The organism is Neobacillus massiliamazoniensis, from assembly GCF_001048695.1.
Taxonomy (GTDB): domain Bacteria; phylum Bacillota; class Bacilli; order Bacillales; family Cytobacillaceae; genus Neobacillus; species Neobacillus massiliamazoniensis.
Genome location: NZ_CVRB01000003.1, coordinates 617529 through 641891, shown reverse-complemented (window position 1 = coordinate 641891; position 24363 = coordinate 617529). Strand labels below are relative to the sequence as shown.

At 41.2% G+C, this 24363-nt stretch carries 22 protein-coding genes; 1 reads left to right on the top strand and 21 read right to left on the bottom strand.

The genetic code is table 11. From position 1 onward, the window contains the following. Positions 1-18: 18 nt before the first annotated feature. Both BN1082_RS15775 and BN1082_RS15770 read right to left on the bottom strand, forming a co-directional pair. Positions 19-1566: a spore germination protein gene (locus BN1082_RS15775; protein ID WP_090636528.1), complete on the bottom strand. Its 1548-nt coding sequence runs from the start codon at positions 1564-1566 to the stop codon at positions 19-21. A 300-nt stretch (positions 1567-1866) separates the two neighbouring features. Beyond that, on the bottom strand, positions 1867-2469 hold the full coding sequence (locus tag BN1082_RS15770) for a DUF4046 domain-containing protein (RefSeq protein WP_245640452.1): 603 nt from the start codon (positions 2467-2469) through the stop codon (positions 1867-1869). Positions 2470-3342: 873 nt separating this feature from the next. Here BN1082_RS15770 and BN1082_RS15765 point away from each other — a divergent pair. After that, positions 3343-3735 carry a hypothetical protein gene (locus BN1082_RS15765; protein WP_090635590.1) on the top strand — a complete coding sequence of 131 codons (393 nt, stop codon included), beginning with the start codon at positions 3343-3345 and terminating at the stop codon, positions 3733-3735. A gap of 783 nt (positions 3736-4518) precedes the next feature. Here BN1082_RS15765 and BN1082_RS15755 read toward each other — a convergent pair. The 19 genes from BN1082_RS15755 to BN1082_RS15670 form a co-directional block, all read right to left on the bottom strand. Continuing rightward, entirely contained in the window at positions 4519-4953 is a 435-nt protein-coding gene (locus BN1082_RS15755) for a hypothetical protein (RefSeq protein WP_090635589.1), read from the bottom strand. Between the two features lie 119 nt (positions 4954-5072). Beyond that, entirely contained in the window at positions 5073-5228 is a 156-nt protein-coding gene (locus tag BN1082_RS27655) for a hypothetical protein (RefSeq protein WP_176699827.1), read from the bottom strand. Between the two features lie 145 nt (positions 5229-5373). Beyond that, on the bottom strand, positions 5374-6483 hold the full coding sequence (locus tag BN1082_RS15750) for a Ger(x)C family spore germination protein (protein ID WP_090635586.1): 1110 nt from the start codon (positions 6481-6483) through the stop codon (positions 5374-5376). After that, positions 6480-7589, bottom strand: a complete 1110-nt coding sequence (locus tag BN1082_RS15745; RefSeq protein WP_090635585.1) for a GerAB/ArcD/ProY family transporter — start codon at positions 7587-7589, stop codon at positions 6480-6482. The genes BN1082_RS15750 and BN1082_RS15745 overlap by 4 nt, the downstream gene beginning before the upstream one ends. Next, positions 7582-9048 carry a spore germination protein gene (locus tag BN1082_RS15740; RefSeq protein ID WP_090635584.1) on the bottom strand — a complete coding sequence of 489 codons (1467 nt, stop codon included), beginning with the start codon at positions 9046-9048 and terminating at the stop codon, positions 7582-7584. The genes BN1082_RS15745 and BN1082_RS15740 overlap by 8 nt, the downstream gene beginning before the upstream one ends. A gap of 1804 nt (positions 9049-10852) precedes the next feature. Further along, complete coding sequence (locus BN1082_RS15735) at positions 10853-11794, bottom strand: GHMP family kinase ATP-binding protein (protein WP_090635583.1); 942 nt, start codon at positions 11792-11794, stop codon at positions 10853-10855. A 25-nt stretch (positions 11795-11819) separates the two neighbouring features. Continuing rightward, positions 11820-12923 (bottom strand): threonine-phosphate decarboxylase CobD, encoded by a 1104-nt coding sequence (gene cobD / locus BN1082_RS15730; RefSeq protein ID WP_090635582.1) that lies wholly within the window; start codon positions 12921-12923, stop codon positions 11820-11822. Then, positions 12923-13480 carry a cob(I)yrinic acid a,c-diamide adenosyltransferase gene (gene cobO / locus BN1082_RS15725; protein WP_090635580.1) on the bottom strand — a complete coding sequence of 186 codons (558 nt, stop codon included), beginning with the start codon at positions 13478-13480 and terminating at the stop codon, positions 12923-12925. Before cobO ends, cobD begins: the two co-directional genes overlap by 1 nt. A gap of 15 nt (positions 13481-13495) precedes the next feature. Next, positions 13496-14065, bottom strand: a complete 570-nt coding sequence (locus BN1082_RS15720) for a nitroreductase family protein (RefSeq protein WP_090635579.1) — start codon at positions 14063-14065, stop codon at positions 13496-13498. 1 nt (position 14066) lies between these two features. Next, entirely contained in the window at positions 14067-14852 is a 786-nt protein-coding gene (cobA, locus tag BN1082_RS15715) for a uroporphyrinogen-III C-methyltransferase (RefSeq protein WP_090635578.1), read from the bottom strand. A 19-nt stretch (positions 14853-14871) separates the two neighbouring features. Then, positions 14872-15912, bottom strand: a complete 1041-nt coding sequence (cobT, locus tag BN1082_RS15710) for a nicotinate-nucleotide--dimethylbenzimidazole phosphoribosyltransferase (RefSeq protein ID WP_176699826.1) — start codon at positions 15910-15912, stop codon at positions 14872-14874. Beyond that, positions 15909-17426 (bottom strand): cobyric acid synthase, encoded by a 1518-nt coding sequence (locus tag BN1082_RS15705; protein WP_090635576.1) that lies wholly within the window; start codon positions 17424-17426, stop codon positions 15909-15911. The genes cobT and BN1082_RS15705 overlap by 4 nt, the downstream gene beginning before the upstream one ends. Continuing rightward, entirely contained in the window at positions 17419-18789 is a 1371-nt protein-coding gene (locus BN1082_RS15700) for a cobyrinic acid a,c-diamide synthase CobB (protein ID WP_090635574.1), read from the bottom strand. The genes BN1082_RS15705 and BN1082_RS15700 overlap by 8 nt, the downstream gene beginning before the upstream one ends. 17 nt (positions 18790-18806) lie before the next feature. Further along, positions 18807-19928 (bottom strand): cobalt-precorrin 5A hydrolase, encoded by a 1122-nt coding sequence (locus BN1082_RS15695; RefSeq protein ID WP_090635571.1) that lies wholly within the window; start codon positions 19926-19928, stop codon positions 18807-18809. Further along, the gene (gene cobM, locus BN1082_RS15690) at positions 19928-20701 is read right to left on the bottom strand and encodes a precorrin-4 C(11)-methyltransferase (RefSeq protein ID WP_090635569.1); all 774 of its coding nucleotides are present in this window, start codon (positions 20699-20701) and stop codon (positions 19928-19930) included. The genes BN1082_RS15695 and cobM overlap by 1 nt, the downstream gene beginning before the upstream one ends. Then, positions 20698-21399 (bottom strand): precorrin-2 C(20)-methyltransferase, encoded by a 702-nt coding sequence (gene cobI / locus BN1082_RS15685; protein ID WP_090635567.1) that lies wholly within the window; start codon positions 21397-21399, stop codon positions 20698-20700. Before cobI ends, cobM begins: the two co-directional genes overlap by 4 nt. Further along, complete coding sequence (gene cbiE, locus BN1082_RS15680; protein ID WP_090635564.1) at positions 21393-22610, bottom strand: precorrin-6y C5,15-methyltransferase (decarboxylating) subunit CbiE; 1218 nt, start codon at positions 22608-22610, stop codon at positions 21393-21395. Before cbiE ends, cobI begins: the two co-directional genes overlap by 7 nt. Beyond that, on the bottom strand, positions 22594-23697 hold the full coding sequence (locus tag BN1082_RS15675; RefSeq protein WP_090635562.1) for a cobalt-precorrin-5B (C(1))-methyltransferase: 1104 nt from the start codon (positions 23695-23697) through the stop codon (positions 22594-22596). The genes cbiE and BN1082_RS15675 overlap by 17 nt, the downstream gene beginning before the upstream one ends. A gap of 3 nt (positions 23698-23700) precedes the next feature. Beyond that, the gene (locus tag BN1082_RS15670; protein WP_090635560.1) at positions 23701-24348 is read right to left on the bottom strand and encodes a precorrin-8X methylmutase; all 648 of its coding nucleotides are present in this window, start codon (positions 24346-24348) and stop codon (positions 23701-23703) included. Positions 24349-24363 lie beyond the last annotated feature (15 nt).

Genomic DNA, 24363 nt, shown 5'->3' with positions numbered 1-24363 from the left:
TATCGTGTCTTTGTTCTACTATTCGTCTCCTTTGTTTGGACCCGGTTTTTGCCCATTTGACTGTCGGTATGGGTTGAATTCACCGGTTAAATGCGGCCGTTTGTTCATCTTCCACCATGGAGCACGAATCAAGGCATCTTTTAATTCATAACCTTTCATCGGAGCGACTGGTGAGAGGTAGGGTACACCCAAAGAACGTAACGTACATAAGTGGATGACGATGGTTATCACGCCAAGCATAATCCCAAGTAATCCTAGCGAACCAGCAAGTAACATAATAGGAAAGCGAAGCATCCTTAGTGCGATCCCTTGCGTATAGTGAGGCACCATGAAGGATGCTATGCCAGTAATCGCAACTACAATAACCATTGGAGCAGAAACCAGACCAGCTTGCACGGCAGCTTGACCGATAACCAAAGCGCCGACAATACTAATCGCAGCTCCAACTTGTTTCGGCAGCCTCACTCCGGCTTCCCGAAGTGCTTCAAATGAAATCTCCATCATTAATGCTTCTACCAGCGCTGGAAAGGGAACACTTTCCCGTGAAGCAAATATACTAATCAGTAAGGTCGTCGGCACCATCTCGTGATGGTAGGTAAGAATCGCTACATAGAGTGAAGGCAAAACAAGAGAAAACACCATAAATACAAAACGTAATAAGCGAATGGTGGAACTAATCAGGTAATGTTGATAATAATCTTCCGGAGACTGTAGTAAGGAAAAAAAAGTAACAGGTGCAATTAGGACAAAGGGAGTCCCATCCACTAGAATCACCACTCGCCCCTCCATGAGACTACCCGCGGCTGCATCAGGACGTTCCGTACTAACGAGTTGAGGAAAAGGGGAACGTGGATTGTCTTCAATCAATTCCTCGATATAACCACTTTCCAATATGCTATCTATTTCAATGCGCCTTAAGCGGTTATCGACTTCCTCAATAAGGGTTTGATCAGCAAGTCCTTTTATGTAAGCAATCACAACTAACGTTTCCGTATATCGTCCGATCTTCATCGGTTTCATTTTAAGTTCTGGACTTTTAATCTTTCTCCGTAGTAGGGAGGTATTTATCGCTATTGTTTCCACAAAACCTTCTCTTGGTCCACGTACAACACTCTCTGCAGATGGTTCTTCAATTGATCGCTTTTCAAACTTGGGCAACCCCAAGACGATTCCGCATTCTTCTTTATCCACTAAAAGTACAGGATTTCCGATGGAGATATTTTCAATACACTCTACAAATGTCTTAACTTCTTTTGTCTTTGAAATATGAATTTTTTCCTTCAACAATTTAAATAAACTATGATCCTTCCCTTCTGACATAAGTGGAGTTAGCACATGAGCATCAATTTCCATGATATTAGATAAACCATCTATATAAACAAGCACAGCGTTTGTTTGTCCACCAATTAAAAACGTTTTGAAAACTACATCAAAGCAATCCTGATACATTGAGCGAAGAACATCTAAGTTTTCATCTAAGTCAGATGAAAGCTGTTCTTGTTGTCCAGGTACTTGCAGCGGTTGAACTTCCTTTTGGAACTTTTTTCGGATTTTTCGAAACAATATATGCAACTCCTTTATTTTTTCAAGGTCGAATGGAAATTCGTTATGTAATTAACTTTTCCTAGGTTGTGTTGTATCCATTAACATTATTCTTTATAACTGGAAATTTATTCAACCTTCTAAATAATACATTGGTTTGTGTTTTCTTTTGTATATGAAGAGCACTGCTCAATCTGTTTTTCTATCCATAGTTTCACCTTATATAATCGTTGACTAAAGGCTCTTTGATATAGCCCTGTCATTCGATAGATGGTAAAATGCTTGCGAGATAATACTTGAAGGGCTTCTTGATATGAAGATAACTCATTTTTTGAAAAAGGAGCCATTCCATTGCCATTTAATATGGTCCTCACTTTCCCAAAAATTCATTGGAACGGATGTAAATTCCCACGGTTTAAATTGGTTAGGATAAAGAGTCTGAATAATTAGATAGGGAGAATCCCCAAAGATCTCTAGGATGCCCATGAGCCTATTCTGTTCAAAAAATTGACGATTGATCTTCAGAGGAATTTCCTGAAAGGGAATGGATTGTTTTTTTTCAATGACATACCGAACAGCTTCTAATGCTTTTTTGCGCCCCTCTTCTCCCTGCCAGTACCCATACGAAACTTGTTTAAACTCTAGAGGGTGAAATTCTCCGGGATACGCGTTTTGTATCACATCGATAAAGTTCCATCCATGTACATTAGCTGGGGGGCGTAAACGATAATCCCATAATGTTTTTGCACTAACTAAAGATGGAATTTGTCCCTTAGAGATACCTAAATACTCTTCTAATAAATAACGTGTAATACAGACCAAGTATTTTTTCCCCTGATCCCCTACAAAAAAATGGTTAGGAAATCGAGTTTTTTTCCCCTTTAATACATCTAAATATAGCTGAATCACCGTTTCCTTTTCTGTCACATACAATTCCTCCAATTAGTAAACCTGATTATATGATATCCATCATTTGGTATTTATTGCAGATTTCCACATGTAAACATATCTATCAAAAACTGTATTTTCTATACTTTTAGATACCTCTTTAAGAAAAGCACTCTAGTCAATTAAATACAAAAAATATTGCGAAGGAAGTTGAAAGAACACATTCGAGCTAATATGTGAATCGAGTTGATAAATAAAAATATATGGGGATGGTATGTAGAGCTGAAGAAAAAACGGATACATGAATGTATCCGTCACCGAAACTATTCAAAAAGACCTTGGAGGAGCTGTTTGGCATTAATGTGAGGAAAACAGTCGGTGTTGCTATAAATTAAAGTTTGATCAAATTGATACTAATAACCTTGATAAACGATCATAGAAAATAGCGTGTTTTGAAAATAGATTGATCAAAACACGCTCTTAATATTTTTAATTGGCTCATTCTTTAATAAAAAAGTTTGATCATTTCATATCCATGTTGCTCCACAATCGCGCCGTATAATGGAATAACAAAAATATTATGTATTTATGTTATCCAAGCTTCTTTACAGTTCAGTTAGAAAAAGAGAACAATTTGTTGACAGTTAGTGACCAAGAATATTTTGATAACATAGATGATATTTTTCCATTTTAGTTATAATTTTTTTCCCTTCCTAAATTTTTGTTATCGTAATCGAACATTATCATGTTCAGTTTTACTTAAAAATTTTATCTAACTCAAGCACCCATTAGTTTAAGTATATTTCTTCACAATATGGTCGTATTGTTCATTATCTTAGGTCAATAACTTTACAATTTCTAATTGGTGTATAATAGTGTGAAGTAATTTTATTTTAACGGAGGGTAATAAAAATGAAGATTTTGTTTGATGAAACATACACTTCAAATGACGGAAAGCGAGCAAGCAGGAATATTTGGTATGGAGATGCTGATATATCAGTTGATGGTAAGTATGGAAAAACCATTAATCTTAATGAAGATTTTATGAATAATTTATGCGAAATAATAAAAAATGACTTATCTAAAAATGCAGCAAATAAGCCTACTGAAACTAACTGGTATATTTATGGAAGCGGTGTAACTCAGGACACTATTGGAGACAATATCCGTCCGACAATTATGGTTCGTGAGAGGACTGACGAGTTTATAACTAATTTTAATATCAGTGACCACGATTTTGCTGTAAATATTGATGCTATTCTGTTGTTTAAGGCGGATTTTGAAAAACGTTTAGCGAGTCATTGATGAGTAATATCAGTATAAGCATTTTCAAACTATTTGAGGGGATGATTTCATAATGAATTCATTCTCCTTTTTCTTCGGTGGGAGTCTTTTTGTGTGGAGGAAAAGGACATTTAATAATACGGATTGTGAATAATTGCACTTAAATTAAACTGCCCTGTTAGCACAATAAGAATATGAGCTGCTGCCGCAACTCACTATGATCTTGAATTATTGCCCTGCTTGCAAAATAAACACAATTTCTATTCAAAAATTGATTTAGCTCCAATTTTCCAATTCATAAAAGGGTTTATGTCTTTTATTGCATCAATTATTCTCCGGTTGAATTTCTGATTTTCTCGAAGTTCTTTTAATACGATTGGTTTAACAATGTGCTTTTCTAACATACATTTTGTTCTTGCGATATATGCAAATCCTAACACAGCGTTTGCTCTTATTAGTGGATTCTCGTGTTCAGATAACCTAGCACATAAGTCCTGTGCATACTTCCAGTTTATATGATACTCTCCAACAGAAAGAGGAAGGTAATTAGTTCATCAATTACATTCCTATTGAGAATATCTCTTATTTGGTCATTAGAAAACTCTTCAAGTGGTTTGTAAATCAGCTTTTCATCCAAAATAATCAACACCTTAATAATTTCATTACATTACATTAATAAAAATATTCTAGATAATATTAGATATTTCCTTCACCCCTTAACCTACCATCGAGTTTATTCAAATAAAAAAAGAGTTGCTGCCGCAACTCCTTTTTTACTCTTCCACCCTTTGAAGACGAAACTACTCAATACTTAACTATATTTAGCCATTGACCATCGGGACCAACGGTTATATGAGGAACCTTATTTAATTGAAACATTTTGTAAATGTCCAAATTCTTCTTGGATAATTTACTTAATTGTTCTGATACATCAGTCTCGGAAAAAATCAGATAATCCATTGTAGTAGACCGTAAATAAAATTCATAAATATATCGTTTTTGACTGTCTTTTACATAACCCATATAGCCCATTTCCCTTGGAAAAGTATGTGGTAACGGGAATTTATTAACTTCAATAAAGTCATTTGAAAGTTCATTTAATAGGTCTTGTTCATATTCAGGAATAATCGCATAGATATAACAATCTTGCTTGTAAATGCTATTGATTATGCTAACAAACTCTTGTTCATCAATTTCTACATCGAGTAATATTTCCTCTTTTTTCGGAATGCTTCTCAATGCCCAATCACCCCTTTTTTATGATTATACAATTAGACTGGAGATGTTTCCTTCTTCAAGTAACCTGACCGTTAGCTTAAGTACATTTCTTCACAATCTTCACGAAACAATTAAAAATGTTATTCAGCAATATGGCCCGATTGTTGAATAAGAGCTACAGTCGATTCTTTCACTAAACTGACTGTTGTTGAAGAATTTCCACAAAAATAAGCGTTAATTCGTAAAATAAGCGTTAATCCTTCTTGGATCAACTCACCCGTTAAATGTAAGTGCAATGCTTCACAATCTTTAAATTAGCAATAATAAAACCTTAGTAACTTAACCTTACCGCGGTGAATCCTCAGCATATGGATACACCGGAAACGACATTTTTATAAAAAAGAGGCATAAAAGAAAAGACAGTGGAATCATCCGCTGTCTTTAATAGATAATGCCTCTATTAATGGTTTTTACTTCGAGGTGTACGGTGATAGGGATTTTGGGGTATTCTTCATTCCATTTCATTTTTTTCCATGTGTCAGGATGATAAGCGATTAACTTTCTTCCAATTCCTAAAGCATCACAATTTGCATTTTGTAATTTATAGACGACATTATTCATATCTTTTTCGATGATATAAGATAGATTTTGATTGAACTTATCCAACTCTTTTTTGTCTTGTAAGCTTTTACCTGAATAATCATTGATTTCAATCATCATTTTTGTATTCAAGACCACTTGCGGTTTTCCATCACGGAGGTTTATTTTCATCTTTCTTTTGAATCGATGTACGTTAAAAGAAAGGAAATCCTTCATATTCTCCCCATTGCGATATTTTACGGTCATCCTTGAATCTTCCTTTTTTTTACCCAGCAGTAAGATCAAAAGTTCAGGTTCATAATTTTTTAATGTCGCACCTGTGAACCGGTCCCCGTGAAATAAGGCGACTCCTGTTACCCCAATTGTATTATCACTCTTTTTCTCTATATAAGGAAGGACTAAATCCTTCCCCTCATCACTTATTTTATTTCGTATGGTTTGTTGATTTTCAATAGGAATCACTGAATTTTTCTCCATTGTTTCTAATTCTTTTGCCAGCGCCTCTCCAATTAATTTGTGTTGATAGGTTTTTTCCTTGATAATTTTAGATGCTTTTCCCTTTACGACTGCCACTTTTGCAGACAGTGTGAGTTTTGGGTCGCGCAAATAGGAATCGATATATGGAACAATACTGTCCTTCGCTAATTCTTCGCCCAATAAAATGACACGCAATTTATTAGATGAATACTCTCCGACGGTTATTTTATTGACTTTCAAACGGGTTTCTTTTAGATTATGTCCTGTTTCACTAATAATGGTATTGATCGGCCGGGTTTGACCTCCCATCATTTGCTCACTGCCTCGAATGGCAACGGTGCTTAAAATAGAATCTTTTTTCACTTTATCAATTGACGCTGCCATGATCATAGCCTCTTTCTGCAAGGGAGTCTGGTCCCAACATCCCGTTAATAAGAAAAGAGGCAAAAAAAGAAACAAATGTCTTTGATTCATGTTTGATTCGCCCCGTTTCGCTTCTTTTTTGAAATCAATGAAAACAGTAAGATAAACAAAGGGATAACAACAACGAACAAAGCGCTGACATAGCTTAAGATTTCAAATAAAAGGTCTGCCGTCTCTTTTATCTCCGGAACAAATACAGCCAATAAATAAATAATGAAATTAAGCAGAAAGTTTAAATTTATTTTCCTTTCCTTTTCTTTTTGTAAATGGTCGATGACCGAATTGGCTAAATGCAAATAAATAACGTAGGTCGCAACGATCATGAAAACCCAAATGGAAAGGAAGATTAGATCGAGCCTTTCAATAATTCCAAACAATGTCACTGTCTTTAGCAAGAATAAGGTGGGCTCAATAATTTTTTCAAGTTCCTTTGGACTGAAATAGACCGTGCAAAGAACAGTCATATAAAGAAACACAAATGTAACGAATAAAATAGACACGATGGTGGTTTTCACTTTCGTTTTTAACGTTGCATTCACCATCGGAAAAATAATCAAGATGCTGTCAAAACCCAAAAAAGATAATGCGGATGCTTTTGCCCCTTGCAAAATCCCCATTACTTTTACATCTTGGACAGGGAATAAATAATCCCAATCCACATTTTTATAGGCACCAAAGCTAAAGAAGAAAAGAAGAATAACAATCCAAAATGTAAGTTGACAAAAACGTGTTATGTTTTGCAATTTTTCTTTCCCGTAATAAATTCCAAATAGCATCATCAAAAATAAAATAATCCAGTGAGGGGTTTTCAGCAGTATCCATCTTCTCATTGTCGCTGTAAAAGAATAATCGACCAAGAATGAAGCATATAGATAATAGATAAGATATCCCACTGCGCAAAACTTCGCCATCCACTTTCCAAGCACCAAGTTGCAAATCTCCAACACATTCATCCCGTCAAATCGTTTAAATAAAACAAAATACATCAGTACAAGGGTAACGCAAATGGCTCCTGACAATAAGACGGATATCCAGGCACCTTGTTTTGAATATAGATAAACGGATGCCGGTAATGTGATGACCCCCACGCCTAGCTGAGCCTTAACAACAAAGAAAAATAGCTGAAATGAAGAGATGGAATAAGAATCTTTATTCATCTCTTTTCCACTCTTTCTTTCTGTTGGATAATATACGTTTTGGCGAGTTTGATGTGCTTGGCGATGTATTCATCTTCCAAATAGGAATTCGGATAAGCGTATCCTTTAAATCAGTGAGTCGAATGGGTGCGACAGGTGAAAAGTAAGGTGCTCCAACAGATTCAAGTTTGATTAAGTGCATAAAGAAATATACCCAACCAAACGCAATCCCCACGATACCGAATAGTGCCGCTGCAACAATCATTGGAAAACTTAAAATCCGAATGGAAAAACTCATTTCGTGAATAGGAACGACAAAGGAGGATATGGCTGTCAGCGCCACGATAACGACCATTGGATTGGAGACTAAGTTTGCTTGTACAATCGCCGTTCCAATGACGAGACCTCCTACGACACCTATTGTTTGTGAGATGGAACTGGGAAGGCGAATGGATGCTTCCCTCAATAATTCCAATATTAACTGCATGATGATGGCTTCTATTATTGGAGGGAAAGGGATATAGTCGACACTTCCTTTGAGTGCCGTTAACAAGTCAACGGGAATAATTTCATAATTGAATGACACAATGGCAATATAAAGAGCAGGCAAGGTAACACTCAAGAAAAACCCAATAATTCGAATGATTCGTAAAAAGGAAGAAATGAGTGGTCTTACATCGAAATCATCCGGTGATTGATAAAAGGAAAAAAAGGAAACAGGCATGATAGAAACGGATGAATCCCCTTCGACCAATACCGCAATACGACCCTCGACTATATTTGCGACTACACGGTCCGGCCGTTCCGTTTTAAGGACTTGAGGGAACGGCGAATAGGAACTATCTTCAATATATTCTTCTATTTTTCCCGAAGTGAGTCCGAAATCGATACGGATTGAATCGACACGCTCCTTTACCTTTCGAACAATTTCTTCGTTCGCCACATTTTCCAGGTAGACAATGCCAACATTTGTTGTGACTTCTTTGCCGACTGGTATGATTTCTATTTTTAGATTCGATGATCGGATTCGATTCCTAATGGCACAAATATTGAGATTCAGACTTTCTACAAATCCGTCATGGGATCCGATAATGGTTCTCTCAGCCGAAGGCTCAGAAAAGTTTCTAGGATGAAATTGATTCGTCCCTACGATGTACGCTTCTCTTTCACTGTCTAAAAAAAGGACGGCATTCCCATTGGCAAGCGCCATTTCAATTTCTTCAAAATGATTGGTTAATGTAATGTCAGAGACGGGGATGTCGGTTAAAATGTTACCTTTTCTTACTTTACATATCACTTTTATAATTCTTTCATTGATGATATCTTTGTTGGTTATGGTTTCGATATACACGACACATAGTCGTTTGTTGTTGAAAAGAAGTGTTCTTGTTTTGATATCAAATACATGGGAAAAAAGCATCATGGTTTTCTGCATGTTTTTATCGATACTTTTTTCAATGTATGTTTTCTGATTTGTCATCGTTCCCACCTAAAGGAATTCATTTTACCCATAGTTTTTTTAAAATGTTTGATATTTATACAAAGATTGACATCGTATACGACAGTCCTAGTAAATTCCCAAATTAATCGATGTAGATATTAAGATAAAAAACTTTGATACACAGAAATTCGGCAATTAAAAATTAAGAATATAAAATAAAGCTCCCGGAACTTTTAGTCGATCCCAAATTATTTTGAAATAAACTATTCCAATTGGTAATTGATATAGAAAATAAAAAATCACACCTTTATCAATAAGTGTTTCTTTTGTTAATCTTATTCCTTTTCAGTTCAATTGTGTGTTTCCCTCTCTAAAACAAAAGAGGACACCAATAAATTAGCATGTTGCTGAAAATGTTAGTGTCCTCACGATATCCCTTATTAACTAACCTGATACTTAATAAGAAAAGCCCCCAAATGGCCGCTGAATCTTCTACACAAGGACCCTTTTTGGTACACATTTAGTTCGTAATGTGTATTACTTATGAATATCCTTGATTTTATTTACTTATTGTGTATATTTGTACACACGAATATCTTACTAATACATTTACTACATCATCGGGGATATTAGCTTGAGTTATTAGACCACTCTTTGGTACCTTAACACGGTACTTTTTTACGGAACAATTTTGTGCTTATTCCTTCGCATTATGATCAAATACAAAAATAGCCGAATAAGTTTTTAACCTTTAGAATATATTGAGTTAGCCCAGTATCCTCTTAATACTTGGTGGATTACGGTAAGTCCATCCCAGAACTAACCTCCAGGGATGGATTTTCCTACTTTTATCCATTTGTTAATACCCAAGTAAATAATAAACTTTTTCATATATTTAATATTGAACAGCCACCTTTTCCCTTTAAATTTAGGTGCTCATACAATAGGTACCTCCTGGGTACCTATTTTCAATTCCTAATATTCCAGTTAATTTCTGATGTAAGATCCAGCGACATTGTTCTGATGTACATTATGGGTCCAATGCGTCATTAATTAGTCAATTTCTTGTTCAACTAAACTGCCACGTTAGTTTAAGTGAAAACTTTTACAATGATGACCATATTTTAACGAACAAAATAAAAATAGCCTCTAAGCAATAGAGGCTATATGTAAAAGGCAATCGTTCTAAAATGTTAACTAAATCAATACCATTTTGTATTAGATTATTATATAACTTAATACAATTTATGTAAGGATAACTTTTTTCTTTAGCACCCTAACCTTGTATATGCCTCTCATTTTCCCAATAACAATCTCTGTAACTAAATGAGGTTGTAAAATCGATAAAACTGTCATCATTTACTACTAACACATTCATTAGTATTTTTACAAGGTATTAAGTACTTTTGTGTCAATCGGCAAGGGATTAAGTACTTTTGTGTCATTAGTTTTGACACAAAAGTACTTAATATTTAATTGTAAATGTTATAATTTAGACGTTTTCATTTTTAGTACTTTTGTACTGCTTCAATTACCTGTTGTCCATCAAATATTCAGCAAATGCTGTTCTCACCTCATATTCGCCTTCTCTAATATCAACTTTATCTATTAACAAAGCCTTATTTTAAGTAAGTAAAAGGATTAGTCATAACATATTCTGATCTAGCCTTTTTTCAGTACCTGTTAGTCTTTGTGTTTGAATTTAAACAAGTTGTCTTTTTGATTAATTTATACAATTTTATTTTCTAGTCTGTTTCGGGTCACGTAGACCGTTTCTACGTGACCACTATTTCTCTTCTCGTTGTATCTCGGGCACGTACATCAACTCTTCAATATAACTCTATCAAACCAATATTCTCTCTTCGCTATCATAAAGAAAAAGATTGGTATTCAAGCCCTTACTAAACAGCAACATTTCCCTTGATAAGTGTGAAACCACCTCAAGACGATTCGGAATTTTCCTATCTAGTAAAATTCCAGCGACGGTTCCGCTGTGGGCGACCACGATTCCTCCCTGGTAGAGCTGAGCCAGATTTTCTAATAGATGAAAAATAGGCTTAGGCAGTATTTTTTGATTTATCCGGGCACTCATCGTTGCTGCCTGGCAAATATAAGCTAAACTTTTTTCCTTGAAGCCTTTTTTGACGCAATCATAGGCTTTTAAAAATTGCTTTAGATCATGACGGCTATATGCTTTTTGAGCTTTATTAAATTCGATTGTATTGACAGTGCCTCCGAGGTCGATGCCAACAATGATAAATGGAGGTAACGTCCCCAAGCTTTCGATAAGCTGCCCATGAATATAGTCATAGGCCACTATCTCGTCATACATGACCCCATCTGTGGGCTCGACCTTTGCAGCAATCATCGAGATCAGTTCATTTGAAATAGGAAGCGAATAGCCGTCAGCAATGGCTCTTATTGCAGCAATAATATCCGCAGAACTACTTGCCAGTCCCTTTCCAACTGGAATATTTGAGTGTATCTCAAGATCACCGCCTCCATTTACCCCAAACAATTGGAGTAACCATTCTCCTGCTCTCTTTGCTTTCAGCTTGCAATCTGTGACTCTTAAACCCGACACGGCTGGTTCTGGAATAAAGTTCGCCTCGCTTCTTAAACTTGGGATCGGTAGGGTGATTAAAAAGTAATGGTCTCCCATCCTCCCTTGTACCAATTCACCAAATGTGCCATGACAACATCCTTTGCCAAGTTTCATTTCATAGGCTCCCATCCGGCCATTGCCCATCAACATATAGGAATGTCCGTCAGTATAATGAGACAAATGAAGGAAGTTGTTTTCATGACCTTTACAGTCTACTCCCCTCTTTGCTTACTTCGATTAAGGCTTGGACAAGGCACTGATTTTCTTTTTCCGTTCGAATCGCAATTCGAAAATCGTGATTCGTTAATCCCGGGTACATCGCACAGGAACGGATTAAGATTCCTTTTTGTCCCATGAGCCACTGTAAATCAGCCGATGTGATCTCATCTGTCGTTCTTACTAACAGAAAATTAGCCTGTCCCGGGAATACCCTCCACCTTAAATTCGATTCGATGTAGTGTTTTACATAGCTTCTTTGTTCGTCAATCAGGGCAATCGTTGCTTCCTCGTATTCCTTTTCATTAAGGACAGCTTCTCCGGCGATCAAGGCCATTTGGTTTACGCTCCACGTTACTTGTTTCTCCTGCATTTTAGCAATGAGGTCTGGATGAGCCAGGACATATCCAAGCCGTAGACCGGGAATCGCATAGAACTTTGTCATCGAGCGAATGATGATAACCTTTTTCCATCGATTTAATTCCCCAAGGAGGGTAATTTGTTTTTCTATCGGAAGAAAATCAATAAATGCCTCGTCTATTACTAAATATGTACTTGTCTTCTCTGCCTGTTCTGCCATCTCGAACAGTTCATCTCTTGAAAAAGTGACACCAGTGGGATTGTTGGGATGTCCAACAAAAACAATATCGGTTTCAGCAATCAACTGGAGAAGCTCCGAATGATCAGGCTTAAAATCATTTGCAAGTTTACCATAGCATGGCTTAATTTTTACGCCATAGGCTGCTGACAGCTGCTCATATTCCGAAAAGCAAGGATAGCTCACTCCCGCTATTTCTGGCTGCAAACCCAAAATGACCAGTGCGATACACTCAGCTGCTCCATTGCCTATCAAAATCTGTTCCGGTGAAACTAAATGCTTCTCCGCCAGCTTTTGTTTTAGGACTCGCTGGGCAGGATCGGGATAATGGACAATGGAATCCATTCCCTCCTTTAACAACTCTATTACTCTAGGAGGCGGGCCGAGTGGATTGATATTGGCACTGAAATCTAACAGATGGGTGGTATCTTTGTGAAAAAGCTGACGGGCAGTAAGCAGGTCTCCGCCATGTCCATACTTTTCTATGTAGGACATTAAAACTCAATTCCTTTCACCGCAGGAATTCCTTCATTATAATAATGCTTCACTGGCCTCATTTCGGTTACCAAATCAGCGCATGCCTTGATATCCTCCTTGGCAGACCGTCCCGTAATCACCAGATGCATCCCCATTGGTCGGTGATGGATCAACTCAAGGACTTCGTTTAATGGAAGGACATCCTCAATCGGAAATTTATCGATAGCCAGAGCATTATTCAATTCATCTAAAATCACGACATCGAATCCGCCAAACAGCACCTTTTCCTTCGTAAAGGCCCATGCTGTTTTTAAGGCCTCCCGATGTTCCTCTGGTGTTTTCGTCCAGGTAAAGCCCACTCCTGTTTGAACAATTTCAATCCCCAATTTTTCGAACGTGATTTTTTCCCCATACGTTCTTTCATGTGATTTAATAAATTGAATTATGAGCACACGTTTCCCTCTTCCGACAGCCCGGATGGCGAGCCCAAGGGCCGCCGTCGTTTTTCCCTTTCCATCGCCGGTATATACTAAAGTTAATCCGCGCTTGGCTTTGTCTTCTACTAACCCTGTCATCTCATTTCCTCCTCGTTATAGCCAGACTGTTTTTTCTTCAAATGAAGTGCGGGCCGGTGCTTTGGCTTTTTTTAGCGCTTCGTCATCCGGATAACCGATAAACAGGTTTCCGATGATTTTTTTATTTTGCGGTGATCCGATAAACTCGTACATTCTCTCGTCCCGAACCAGACCTACACCCCTTGTCCGCCAGACCAGTCCCAAGCCCAATTCTTTTGCGGCAAGCCACATCGAATGGATGGCACAGCATACTGCATATTCATTATCGATTGAGGCTTCTTCATCCCCTGGAACGATGTCGGCTGTCACAACAATGTGAACTGGTGTCGTTTCCAGTACCTTTAATGAGCTTTCTATCAAATTTGGTTTCGTCGGAAAGCGTTCCTGCAAATATTCATTGGCCAAATTCTCATAGCGTTTTTTGGCTTCCCCTTTAATCACATAGAAGCCCCATGGTTCTCGCATCCGGTCATTTGGAGCCCATGTCGCGGCTTCTAATAAGGTGTGAATCTTTTCATCTTCGACTTCTCGTGCCGCATAATCACGAATCGCTCTCCGATTTTTGATTTCCGCTATAATCGACATCTTACTCCCTCCCTATACCTGCTGCATGTTTTACTTCCGTTTCTGGAAACCACCGCAACTTATCCCTTAAACCAACAACATCGCCAACAAGGACTATCGCTGGATGGGCGATGCCGGCTTCAAGGGCGCGTTCTTCGATATCTTTTAAACTTCCGGTAATCGTCCTCTGACGGTCACTCGTCCCCCATTGAATAATCGCAGCTTTCGTTTCAGGGCTTCTTCCATTTTCTATTAACCTAGTACATATATAGTTTAAATTCCCTACCCCCATGTAAAAGGCAATCGTATCGATCCCTTGGGCGAGGGCTGGCCAATTCAATTCATCCTGTTCCTTTTCCGCCCGGCTGTGACCGGTGACGATGGCGAAAGAGGAAGCATAATCGCGGTGGGTAACAGGAATTCCGGCATAGGCAGGTGCGGCGATTCCGGATGTAATCCCCGGCACGATTTCATAGCTGATGCCGTTTTCAGCGAGTAATTCTGCTTCTTCCCCAACGCGGCCAAAGATACAGGGATCGCCCCCTTTTAATCTAGTAACCGTCTTCCCTTCCGTGGCTTTCTCAAGTAACAGTTCATGAATTTGTTGTTGGATGATGTGATGTTTTCCCGGCTGTTTGCCACAAAAAATCAGCTCAGCATGCGGTTTTGCGTATTTTAGCAGTTCTTCATTCACTAGGCGGTCATATAAAATCACATCGGCCTGCTGGATGCAATCCATCCCATAGACTGTAATTAGCTTGGGATCTCCCGGACCGGCACCGACAAGATACACTTTTCCTTTAGTCATAATTTTTCTCCTTTTACTATTACTCTTTTGAAATGCCAGCAGATGCAAAGGTGGCCATTTCTTTCAGCATCAATGTCGCCGATTGTAAGATTGGAAAGGCGACCGCTGCCCCGCTTCCTTCTCCTAGACGCAAATCTAAATCTAGCAGTGGCTTCTTTCCTAATAACTTAAGGGCAATTTCGTGCCCCGGTTCAACGGAACGATGCCCGACAATCATATAATCACTGGCGGAATCGCAAATTCCCCTTGCCAACAGGGCAGAAATCGTACAAATAAACCCATCGACCAAAATCGGGATCCGGTTCGCTGCTGCCGCCAGCATCGCTCCTGTCATTCCGGCTATTTCCAAGCCGCCTATTTTGGCTAAAATATCGATCGGATCCTTCCGATCAGGCTTTCTTTCCGTTAGTGCCCGTACAATCACCTCTTGTTTATGGATGATTTTTTCTGTGGCAATCCCTGTTCCCTTTCCGACAAGCTTACTGATGTCCTGACCGCTTAAAACTGCTAAGATCGCACTGCTCGGAGTGGTATTGCCGATTCCCATTTCACCAAGTATTAAGCATTTGCATCCTTGCTGAATCATGTTTTCAGCCCGTTCATATCCGGCAGAGATGGCAAGTTCGACTTCTTCTCTCGTCATCGCATCCTGTTTGCAAAAATTATTTGTACCATAGCGAACCTTTCGTTTCACGACACTTTCAGCCGCAATATCGGCAGCAACACCGATATCGACTACTTCAAACATTGCTCCAATTTGTCGGCTAAAGACATTGATGGCTGCACCGTTGTTTAAAAAGTTCATTACCATTTGCACGGTCACTTCCTGCGGGAAAGCGGAGACTCCTTCTTCAACCACTCCGTGATCCCCGGCAAACACAATCACGCCTGCTGGCGACACGACAGGAAATGCTTCAGAAGTGATTTCTGCTAGTTGAATCGCTAACTCCTCTAATCTGCCCAAACTCCCGGGTGGTTTCGTTAAGGTATCGAGATAATTGCGAACCTGTTGCCCCATTTCTATATCCAGAGGCTGAATAGACGTTTTCAAACCATTCATTGGGTAATCCCCCTTTTTTGGTAATCTTTCATTAATTGTTCAATGACATCGAGTTTTACATTTCCTCTTACATGGTCCGCCAACCGATCAAACGCTTCCTCGCGCAATTGGTTAAACGATACGCGCTGATAGATCGGTGCTAGTCCCTTTATTTGGCGAATCTGATTGAGCAGTTCCTTCCGAAATTCATCATTATGGAAAATCCCATGAAAATAGGTGCCGATGATTTTTTCGTCCAGGGCTTTACAGCCATCCCATCCGTTCTTTGTTTCAATTAACCCCCGCGACTCTACCGTCACACGCGTTTCTCCCATATGAATCTCATAACCTGTCACGTTGAAACTTTTTCCGTAGAGGTTTAAGGATCCATTCGATAATACGGTCTTCTTTTCTTTCGTAAATGCCGTCTTGATTGGCAGGAAGCGAAGTCCTTCGACTTCTTGATTGAGTGATTCGATCGCAAATGGGTCGGCGATTTTTTCACCGAGCATTTGATAGCCGCCACAAACCCCGAATATCATGGTATGTTTCTTTTTCTGTAATTCCGCTATTTTTTGGGCGATGCCGCTTTTTCGTAAAAACAGTAAATCCTCAATGGTATTCTTGCTGCCGGGGAGAATCACCAAGTCTGGCTCGTGCAATTGATCCGCCCTTGTGATGAAACGGACGTGGCAATCCTGCTCGGCAAAAAACGGATCGACATCGGTGAAATTGGAGATTTTCGGATACTGGATGACAGCAATATCGAGTTCTTTTTCGGCATTTCGGACAGAGGTATATTGATTTAAAATCACCGAATCCTCGGCATCGATGTTTAAATTCTCCATATAAGGGACCACACCGAGAATTGGTTTTCCTGTATATTCCTCAAACCACGTTAATCCGGATTCCAGCAGGCGGATATCGCCGCGGAATTTATTGATGATGACGCCAATTACCCGATCGCGGTCCTCCGGTTCCATCAGCTGAAGGGTTCCTACTAAACTGGCAAACACCCCGCCTTTTTCGATATCCCCAATCAAGATCACAGGGGCGTCCGCCATTCTGGCAACCCTCATATTGACCATTTCCCGGTCATTCAGATTAATCTCGGCCGGACTGCCCGCCCCTTCAATGACGATCCGTTCATATCTTTCTGACAGGGTGGAAAGCGATTGCTGAATGAGCTCCAATCCTGTTTGGAAGAATTCCCTGCGATACGCACCTGCTTCCATATTCTTGTACGGTTTTCCATGGACGACAATCTGTGCTTGATTATCCCTGTTCGGCTTGAGTAAAATCGGGTTCATATCCGTAGTTGCCATAATCCCTGCCGCTTCTGCCTGAACTCCTTGGGCTCTTCCTATCTCTTTTCCGTCTATGGTGATATAGGAATTTAACGCCATATTTTGTGATTTAAACGGGACCGTTTTATGTCCATCCTGGGCGAAAATCCGGCAAAAGGCCGTGACGACGACACTTTTGCCGACATCGGAATTAGTTCCTTGGAACATTAGTGGAAGCGCCTTAGCCATTTTTTTTGAACTCCTTACATTTGTTCACCCAATTTTCGACAAGACCAGGGCATGAGCCAAAATGAAAATGGGTATAACCAGCGATTAAATTGCCATTTCGATATCCTTCTTGTTTAAAGCCGCGCATTCCTTTCGTTTGGAAGGCAGGCTGAAAATCGGTTCTTGGCTGAAAGGTGGAGTAGTGGAATTCATGTCCTCGGGCTGTCAGATTTCCTGCTAACAAGAAATTTCCTTCCTCTGCTGTGATTTCACGATATCCGAGGGCGGCCAGCTTAGGCTGCATTTTCACAGCACCGGGAATGATCCCGACCATCTCATATTTCTTTTCATTAGTTGTTTCCAACGATTCGGTTAAGTACATAAAACCGCCGCATTCGGCCAGGGTTGGCAGCCCATTTTCAATCGCGGATTGAACCGAGTTCTTTACACGTGTATTTTCAGCCAGTTCTTGAGCAAATTCCTCGGGAAATCCGCCTCCGATATATAAGCCATCGACCTGTTCCGGCAACGTCTCCCCCTTTAATGGGGAGAACTCGATCAGTTCAACTCCATAAGCTTCAAGCATGTCAAGATTTTCCTGATAGTAAAAATTGAAGGCAGCATCTCTTGCAACCGCCATTCTTACGGTTGCCCTTTCCTTTCTCCTAAACTGTGATTCTTTAACTTTCAGAGGAGTGGCTTTTGCTAACTCATATAAAGTCTCAACATCTATGGTTTCAAGAATTGAATCGCCGAGCTGGTCAAAAAATGGATCCAATTCTCCTCGTTCAACGGAAGGGATCAACCCCAAATGCCGTTCCGGGATCGTAAGTTCATCATTTCTTTTCACATACCCAAGGACAGATATCCCGCACTCTTGTTCAATCGCGGCTTTGACGATTTTAAAATGGCCTTCACTGCCTACCCGATTGGCAATCACGCCGACAATATTTGCTTCCTTGAGAAACTCTTGAAAACCCTTGACGATGGCGGCGGCGCTTCGGGCCATGCTGGCACAATTGACCACGAGGATCACCGGGCTTTCCGTAATAAGGCTGATTTCAGCTGTCGAGCCAGTATTATTCAATGGATTTTTTCCGTCAAAGAATCCCATAACTCCTTCAATGATGGAAATATCCGCACCTTCACTCGCACGGATGACAATCTCCTTGACCATCTCATGGTTGAGCATCCAGCTGTCTATGTTTCTCGAAATTCTCCCGGTTACTGCTGTATGGTAGGTGGGGTCAATATAATCCGGACCGCATTTGAAGCCCTGGACGGTATACCCCTTTTTCCTTAAAGCCGACATAAGCCCAATCGTCAATGTTGTTTTCCCGACACCACTACCTGTCCCTGCAATCACAAGTCGGCGACTTGACATTCCATATCCCTCCTTAATCAATAGGGAATGACCGCTACTGAAATGGTTACATTACCTGATTTCTTTTTCATTAACGCTAAGGTCTCTGCGCCGCTGTACAGCAGTGCAGCTGGTTCACTGACGCCGTATGCACCGGTATATTTAAAGACGGTTTCTGAAGGGTTCTTAATTGGAATGGAATTTAGTTCATCTGGTATGTAATAAATAAACTCCCAGCGGTTTTTATTCGCCACTTCCAACAGCCCTGCTTCATCCTTTTTTAAATCAATCGTACATAGTGCATTGACACTTTTTTTCGAAAAATTTAATTCTTCAAGCGTTTCGTCGATCACTGCTTCAATTTCTTCTGTGGAAGTACCACGGTTGCAGCCCATCCCAAGGACAACTACCTTTGGCCGATATAAGACACCATTATGTAAAATTTGCTTTTCGTCATCTGATAAGTTCCGATGAGTCACCACAAGTGCCGCATCCGGCTTTGCCGCAAGCGCTTCGGTAATTGATTGATATGACTTGATGTTTTCTGGGAGCGGGCGGCCATATTGCCACCAATCTTTTTCACCCGACTCCTGAACGACGGCGATTTTTTCTTCATTCACGACTGAAGCGCTCACCGGAGTCAGCTTTTCTGCCGAGTCCCAGACCCAGCTAAACCGTTTCCCGAACAAATCAACAGCAATCGTTTCCTGGACATCCGAAGCCGTCGTAATGATGGGACGAGCCTTAAGCGCGGCTGCTACTTCCTTCGTAAGTTCATTAGCGCCCCCGATATGTCCTGACAGCACGCTTATCACATGTTCACCCTTATCATCGATCACGACGACGGCAGGATCTGTTTTTTTATCCTTTAACAGGGGAGCGATCATACGCACCACAGCTCCAAGGGAAATAATGATGATCAGTCCCTTGTATGCCTCGAAAAGGGAAGGCAGAAGGAGGCGGACACTGCCCGTGAATAATTGTATCTCCTTCTCCTTCTCATCCCCTTTTTCAAATTTCCCCATATAGTACACGTCGGCATTTTGAAACGTATTTCCCAGCTTACGGGCCAGTTCTACCCCATGCTTTGTAATCGCGACAACAGCATAGTTACCCTTCTGCTTAATCTGGGCTTTTTGCGCTTCCTGAAGCTCGATCATCAAGCCTCCACCCCCCGGCGGAATCCGTGCGTAAACGTTTTGTCATAGAGCTTTGAACGGTAATCTCGGTCATGAATGTTTTCGTCTAAGGCCCAGCCGGCCAAAATCATCGCCTGCTTGCGAATCCCGTTTATCCGCATATCTTCGTCCAACCGTTCAAGTGTCGTCCGGACAATTTTTTGATCCGGCCATGAAGCTTTATAGACGACCGCAACAGGGGTATCCTTACTCCAACCGGCCCCGGTCAATTCCTTAACCAGCTTTTTCGTCAACGTCGCACTTAAGAAGAGTGCAATCGTGCAATGATGTTTCGCTAAATCCGCAAGCTTTTCAAATTCCGGCACCGGGGTCCGGCCCTCGGCTCTTGTCAGGATCACGGTTTGCGTCAAATCGGGAATCGTCAACTCGGCTTGTGCCGCCGCAGCTGCGGCAAAAACGGAGCTAACACCCGGAACGATTTCTACTTCTATGTTCTTCTTTTTTAAAAGAACGATTTGCTCCATGATTGCCCCATAGACCGCTGGATCTCCGGTATGAACCCGGACAACCTTTTTACCTTGCTTGATGCGGTCGGCCATAATGTCCACCATCTCTTCCAGATGCATACCTGCAGTTTTCAGCACTTCCGCAGACGGCTTCACTTTGGCAATCAATTCTTCGTTGACAAGGGAGTCTGCATATAGGACAACGTCTGCATCCTGAAGATGCTGCAGTCCTTTTACCGTAATTAAATCCGGATCCCCGGGACCAGCTCCGATGATATATAACTTCATTTCCTCACCACCATTAACGTTAAGTATTCAAGCTCGGCTCCTTCCAGCTCGTCAGCCCGCCAAATAATCTCTTCATCCGATGTCACCTTTGTAACGACCGAAGCCTTGTGAAGCAGACCTAAATCACGTAAAACTTCCAGCATTAAATCGATTACTTTCGCTACTTTTATAAAAATGACACAATCATTCTCTTCGATTACTTTTTTCATTGTTTCATAGTCATCCCGAGCCGGAACAATCGCCACATGCTCATCACCATCTGCTAATGGAATCCCGAGCCTTGAGGCCGCTCCATTTATTGAAGAAATTCCAGGGACTACCTCAATCGGGGCCTCCGGATGTTTCTCCTGCATGAGGCGCATCATATGGATAAAAGTACTGTAAAGCAGGGGATCTCCTTCTGTTACAAAAGCAACATCCTTCCCCTCCTGCAGCTTCTCCCAGACACTTTCCACTGTTTCCGTCCATTTTCTTTCCAATGTCACCGGATCCTTTGTCATCGGAAAGACAAGGCCCAGCATCTCCTTTTCATTCGGCTGAATATAGGCATCAATGATTCGATGGGCATAGCTTTTGCTACCCCTTTGTTTCTTTGGATAGGCAATGACTGGTGATTCCTTTAATTTTCGAAACGCCTTTACGGTGATCAGTTCCGGATCCCCCGGGCCGACCCCTAAGCCGTATAATGTCCCTAACATCTTAACTCCCCTTCCTGACGCCAAGCTTCTATTATGTATATCGGATTTAACGCATCGAATCTTGTAAGATTCAAAATCGGCTTACTTCTGGAAATTTGTGCGAGCGTAATATTGGTGTGATAACTCCGCTGTTTAAACGCCGCCATGGCCTCCGAAAGATTTTCGATGGTGACGGCATTTAAGACGATGCGTCCACCCTCCTTCAAGCAGCTGCAGCAGATATCCAAAATTTCCTCCATCCCGCCAGCTGTCCCGCCGATAAAGACTGCATCTGGATTGGGGAAGGTATCTAATCCCTCTGGTGCTTTCCCATGAACGATTGTGGCATCGACGCGGAATTTAGCCAAATTTTGTTTGCAGTTTTCTAGGTCTCCGTCGTTCTTTTCAATCGCAAAGACTTGTCCTTCCCGGGCGATTTTAGCCGCTTCAATCGCGATAGAACCCGTACACGTACCAATATCCCAAACAATGCTGTCTTCCTTTAACCGTAAGGCACTGATGCTTAACGTACGAATTTCTTTTTTTGTGATTAAACCTTTATCCGGTTTACGCTGATAAAACTCCTCATCGTCAATGCCGGTGGACCACTTAGGATTTTCTCCTGTTTTCTTAAGTATTACGACATTGAGCGGTGAAAACTCCGCATCCTTCATTCCGTCGAGACTGAACCAGCGACATCGTTCCTGTTCACTTCCCAAGTTCTCTCCCACAAACGCCTGATATTCAGTCATACCAAAGGAAAGGAGATACTGAGCGATTTTATTCGGGGAATTTTCCGTATCTGTTAAAATCGCGACTTTCTCTTTTCCATCAATCCGCTGGGCCAGTCCTTTCATACTCCTGCCGTGAACGCTAGTGAAATAAGCATCCTGCCATCTCTCTCTCATTTTGGCAAAGGCAAGCTGGACAGAACTTAAGTAAGGATAGATTTCCAAATCAATTTTTGTAGATAAATAGCTTCCGATTCCATAGAACAAAGGGTCGCCAGAGGCCAAAATGACAACGTTTCTTGTCTCCGACTGCAACCGTTCCACGAGTGTTGAAAGTCCGCTCTCAATGACGATTTTTTCGCCTTGGAATTCAGAAAAAAAGGAAAGTTGACGCTTTCCTCCTATTAATACATCACTTTCATAAATCCATTTTTCATACATTGGGAGCAAGCTTTCTTTCCCCTCATCCCCAATGCCAATCATTTTAATCGATACCACCATTTCGCACCGCCTTTCCTAATAATTCCCCCTTCATCGTATAAAGGGTCGTATCTACCTCAATCCCGCCATCGACTTCTTTCAAGGCAGCAAGACAGCAATTATCGCTTAACAGTTCAAAAAAGGATAGATGGCCCTGTGCTGCCATCAAATCTCCAACCTGTGAGGCGGTATTCGCCTTTCTAATTTCCTCGGCAAGAGTGGCATCTGCTCCTGAACGGCTTGAAACCTCAGCTAAAAATTCAAAATCTACAGGTGCACTTTTCGAATGAACCATCATGATGCCCATCGCAACTTTAGAAAATTTCCCCATCATACCCACCATCGAAACTCTTTTTACCCCTTGCTTTTTGCACTGTTTAAGGGTAAAGCCGACAAAGTCTCCCATCTCGATAAAGGCTTCCTCAGGGAGTTCGGGGAATTGCTTCATCGCATATTTCTCGCTCCGACCACCCGTCGTAATTGCGATATGCTCACAGCCGCTCGCCCGGGCGACACTGATGGCCTGAATGATACTGGCCTTATAGGCTGCTGTTGAAAAGGGGACGACAATCCCGCGAGTCCCGAGTATTGAGATTCCGCCGATAATTCCTAAGCGTCCATTGAGGGTCTTTTTGGCAATTTCTTCACCGTCTGGTACAGAAATCACAATCTTAATCCCTTTCGTAATGCCAAATTCTTTTAAAACCCCTTCCGCCGTCTCACGGATCATCCTCCGTGGCATAGGGTTTATCGCTGCCTCCCCGACGGGAACGGGCAAGCCGTCCTTTGTGACCCGGCCAACCCCGACACCCCCGTCAAGCACGATGCCGGGTACGTCTGACCACGACACGGTTGAAACGATTAAGGCCCCGTGGGTGGCATCAGGATCATCCCCCGCGTCTTTAATCGTACTGGCTGTCCCTTCTTGTTCTGTGACCTCACAGCTTTCGATATGAAAAGTAGCAAACCGCTTTACTGGTAAGTAAATGGTTGACTCTGTCTGCGGTTCACAGGTAATTAATGCCGTAAGCGCCGCCTTGGTTGTAGCCGTTGCGCATGCCCCGGTCGTATATCCCTCACGAAGCTTTCCTTTTGGTACTTCCTGCATGGGTTATCCCCGGTCCGCCATAATGGAAATAGCATTTAATGCCGCAACGGTAACGGTACTGCCGCCTTTCCGGCCTATATTGGTGATGAATGGGATATCCAACTTGGCTAGTTCTTCCTTTGATTCAGCGGCGGAAACAAATCCAACCGGTAGCCCGATGACAAGACCTGGTTTCGTTTCCCCTTCTTTAATCAGGCGGATTAGTTCCAATAGGGCTGTTGGGGCATTTCCAATCGCAAAGATCCCGCCGTCCGCTTCTTTAATCGCCTTGCGCATCGAGATAATCGCCCTTGTAGTATTTAAGCGTTTGGCTTCCTCCACGACATCGGGGTCGGAAATATACACTTTGATTTCTCCACCGTACTTTTCAATCCGTGCTTTATTGGCTCCGCTTTGAATCATTTGAACATCCGCGACCACTTTTTTCCCGCTTCGAATTGCCCGGATTCCTGATTGGATGGCGTCTGGATGGAAGAGGACGCTTTTTCCGAGTTCAAAGTCAGCTGACGCATGAATGATGCGCTGGACAATCGGATATTGCTCCTCAGTAAAAGGGTGCTCACCAATTTCTTCATTAATCATTTCAAAACTTCTTCCCTCAATCTGTTCAGGTTGGACCGTTAACGGTTTAAATTCGGTACGAAAATCCATTTCTCTCACTCCTAT